The sequence below is a fragment of the Pseudomonadota bacterium genome, from assembly GCA_022361155.1.
In the GTDB taxonomy this organism is placed as follows: Bacteria; Myxococcota_A; Polyangia; order Polyangiales; family JAKSBK01; genus JAKSBK01.
Window position 1 is genome coordinate 1 of the sequence record JAKSBK010000287.1, and the last position, 2,914, is coordinate 2,914.

A 2,914-nucleotide genomic window follows, 5' to 3' on the forward strand; every position below is an offset into this window, starting at 1 on the left:
CATCGCGGTGCAGCCCTTGGATCGAGCGCGTGCGCTGTTGCTCGCGAGGCGAGCCGAAACAGGCTTTGCCGAGCACCGGCTGTGGCAGAGCAGCGACAACGGAGCCAGCTGGAACGAGCTCGGCGGACCTTTCGGTGCGGCACTAAACTTGGTCGCAACTGCCTTCGACGCGGCGCCGAGCGAACAGCGGCGTATCTACGTGAGCGGTCTCGTGGATGCTCCGACGCTGCATGGCGTGCTTCTACGCACCCACGACGGCGCGGTGAGCTGGAAGGCGCTGCCTATCATGGACACGGGGCCGCCGGCGATCCCGTTCTTGTCGGCAGTGGCACCGAACGATCCGGACACGGTCTACGTGCGCATACGGTCCGCGAAAGCAGACCGCTTGCTGGTCTCTTCGGACGCCGGCCGTTCCTGGCGCAGAGTGCTCGAAGGCAAAGCCGTAATGGCGGGCTTCGCGCTTTCGCCTGATGGCACGGAGCTCGCGATCGGTTTCGGCTTGCCCGAGCGACGTCGCACTGTGGATTGCACTCGTTTGGGACTCTGGAAGGCTTCCACGCGTGACCTCAGGTTCAGCAAGGTCTTTGACGGCGCGGTGCAGTGTCTGACGTGGACCGAGCACGGCCTTTACGCGTGCTTCAACGAGCGGACTCAAGGATTCGAAGTGGGCCTGTCGCGGGATGGCGGCAAGAGCTTCAGGTCGCTGATGAAACTGCGCAGCGTCGAGGGCCTCGCATGCAAGCCGCCAAGCGGGCTGGCCTCCGCCTGCGCCGAGCCGTGGCGCAAGCTCTGCCCGCTGATCGGCATCGCCTGTGACGGCATGGCCGGCGCGCCAACGCCCATCCCGACCGCGGGCCCACTCAGCTGCCTGGGCGACGCGGGTTTACCCGTCGCATCCAGCGACGCCGGTCGCCCCAACCCGCGCGACGGATCCGCCGACGCGAAGCCCGATTCCGTGCCGTCCATGTCGGAGTCGCAAAAAAACGCCGGATGCAGCTGTAGCGCTTTAGGTACGAGGCCGGTGCACTCGTCCTCGTGGCCGTGCATCCTGCTCGCAGCATCCGCGTTCATTCAGCGCCGAAAACTGGCGCGACCCCTGGCCGTGATCGCCCAAGGAGCAGTCCCGCTGCTGAAGGGACGAACGTCAGCTTGAGTTCGTCCTTGCCGCGGCGGTACGCCAGGTGCACAGCGACTACGCTCCAAACGGGCAGGATTCCGACGACCTGACCGAGTTGTTCACCAACTGCGGGACGACCTGACCCGCGTTGAGGCTTGGGGATATCCAGGCGGGTGCGGTGGTGGCGGCCAGCAGCTGGAGCCCACGGTCACCGGTCGGGCTCTTTGGCGTCTCTACGGGCCGCTGGTGTGGGAGAGCTCTTCGGCATCGTCCTCGCTCAGATCCTCGGTGCTCTTCTCGAGGAGGATTGCCGCGAGCTGCATTGGCTCGACGCTCGCCCCCCCGTGCTCGCGGATCTTGCTGGCGATGCGCTCGAGGCGCTTCAGCGTCCGCGGTGCGAGGGGAAGGAGCCGCCGCTCGGTCCAACGCGGGTCGGTTGGTCGACCGCCTCCCGAGGGTACCCGGAAGCGGGCCTCGATGTCGGCGAGGAGTTGCGTCGCCCCGAAGTACCCACCGGTTGCCACGACCTTGCCGCGGCGTTCGGCGCCGAGGCCCCTTGCGATCTTGTCCATATCGAGCTGCGTCTTCATCTCCTACTCCTCTTCGAAGTCGTGGATGGCGAAGTACTCGTCGCCGACGACCAAGCCGATCTCGCCCTGGCGTGCCTCGCGTCCCATCTTCCGGCAGAAGCCGCCGAGCTCGGCGAGGCTGGTACTGTCCTGGATGTCGTCCGGTGTCGTGTAGCAGTGGACGACGACCGGCTCGTCCTTGATGAGTGCTCCGTCTCGTTCGTCGTCGCGCCAGATGCCTTTGGCCTTCGGGTAGGCGGTCGCGCCACCGAAGACCCGGCCGAACATCTCAAGGCTGGCGTCCACCCAGAGATCCTGATCAATCGAGGTGAGCCCATCTCGCTCGACGCTCGGGACGAAGAGGACCACGAGGACCCGCTTGCGCCCTCCGGTCAGGAGCGCCGGCCGCTTCCGCGACGGTGTCTTTGTCATCTGCTTCGCCACTCCACGATCAATATAGATCGACGCGGACATCCACGCAAGCCTCCGTTTTTCCAGGTGACGGGGCGGCAGATGAGGCGGCGCGGCGTGATAGCCTGGTTCAATGGAGCGGGGCCAGATCCGGTGTGCCGTCTACACGCGCCAGTCGGTCACCCGGCGCGACGACGACTTCACCTCCTGCGAGGCCCAGCATGATGCCTGCCTGGCGCTCATCCGCGCCAATGCTGCCAAAGGCTGGGTTCCCGTCGAGGAGCGCTTCGACGATGCCGGGGAGAGCGGAACGACGATCGGTCGGCCGGCCCTCGAGCGGCTGCTGGAAAGAATCGCTGCTGGTGGCGTCGATCGCGTGGTCGTCCATCGCCTGGACCGGATGACCCGGAGCGTCGCCGACTGGTCGACCCTGGTCGGTACGTTCCGCCGCTACCGCACGCAGCTCACGGTGGTCGACTCCGAGGCGAGCGCGTTCTGGGAATCGTCGCTGCAGAGCTTCTCGCTCGCGCGCTAGGTCGCAGCGAACAAGTTCGGCCCCAACCACGTCATCGGTAAGACCCGGATCGACAACATCCGTATCACGACCTTCTTTGCTGGCGAGCACGAGGTGCGGGTCCTGGACCCGCGACGGGTCGAACTGGTCGAAGCAATCGGCTGCGAGGTTCGAGCGCTCACCTCGTGAGCGGGGTTGGCGAGCCATCGGGACCCAGATCGGCCGCCGATGCCGCCGACGCGGATCTTGTCGCCTGGCCGAGCCGATATCGATCCTCGCCGCGCTATGGCTGTGGTCTGGTCG

Annotated in this window: 4 protein-coding genes; 2 read left to right on the forward strand and 2 right to left on the reverse strand. The window is 66.3% G+C overall.

Translation table 11 applies throughout. From position 1 onward, the window contains the following. Positions 1-1,153 (forward strand): hypothetical protein (locus MJD61_10910; GenBank protein ID MCG8555778.1); only part of this gene is annotated, 1,153 nt, incomplete at its 5' end. Between the two features lie 197 nt (positions 1,154-1,350). Here MJD61_10910 and MJD61_10915 read toward each other — a convergent pair. Next, positions 1,351-1,707: a hypothetical protein gene (locus MJD61_10915; GenBank protein MCG8555779.1), complete on the reverse strand. Its 357-nt coding sequence runs from the start codon at positions 1,705-1,707 to the stop codon at positions 1,351-1,353. 3 nt (positions 1,708-1,710) lie between these two features. Then, on the reverse strand, positions 1,711-2,118 hold the full coding sequence (locus tag MJD61_10920) for a hypothetical protein (protein MCG8555780.1): 408 nt from the start codon (positions 2,116-2,118) through the stop codon (positions 1,711-1,713). A 112-nt stretch (positions 2,119-2,230) separates the two neighbouring features. Here MJD61_10920 and MJD61_10925 point away from each other — a divergent pair, with 112 nt between their 5' ends. Then, a complete protein-coding gene (locus MJD61_10925; GenBank protein MCG8555781.1) occupies positions 2,231-2,632 on the forward strand; it encodes a recombinase family protein in 402 nt (133 codons plus the stop codon). Positions 2,633-2,914: the final 282 nt, after the last annotated feature.

Coding starts and splice junctions, on each gene's coding strand:
- MJD61_10915 (MCG8555779.1), bottom strand. CDS start 1,707: ATGAAGACGCAGCTCGATATGGACAAGATCGCAAGGGGCCTCGGCGCC.
- MJD61_10925 (MCG8555781.1), top strand. CDS start 2,231: ATGGAGCGGGGCCAGATCCGGTGTGCCGTCTACACGCGCCAGTCGGTC.
- MJD61_10920 (MCG8555780.1), bottom strand. CDS start 2,118: ATGACAAAGACACCGTCGCGGAAGCGGCCGGCGCTCCTGACCGGAGGG.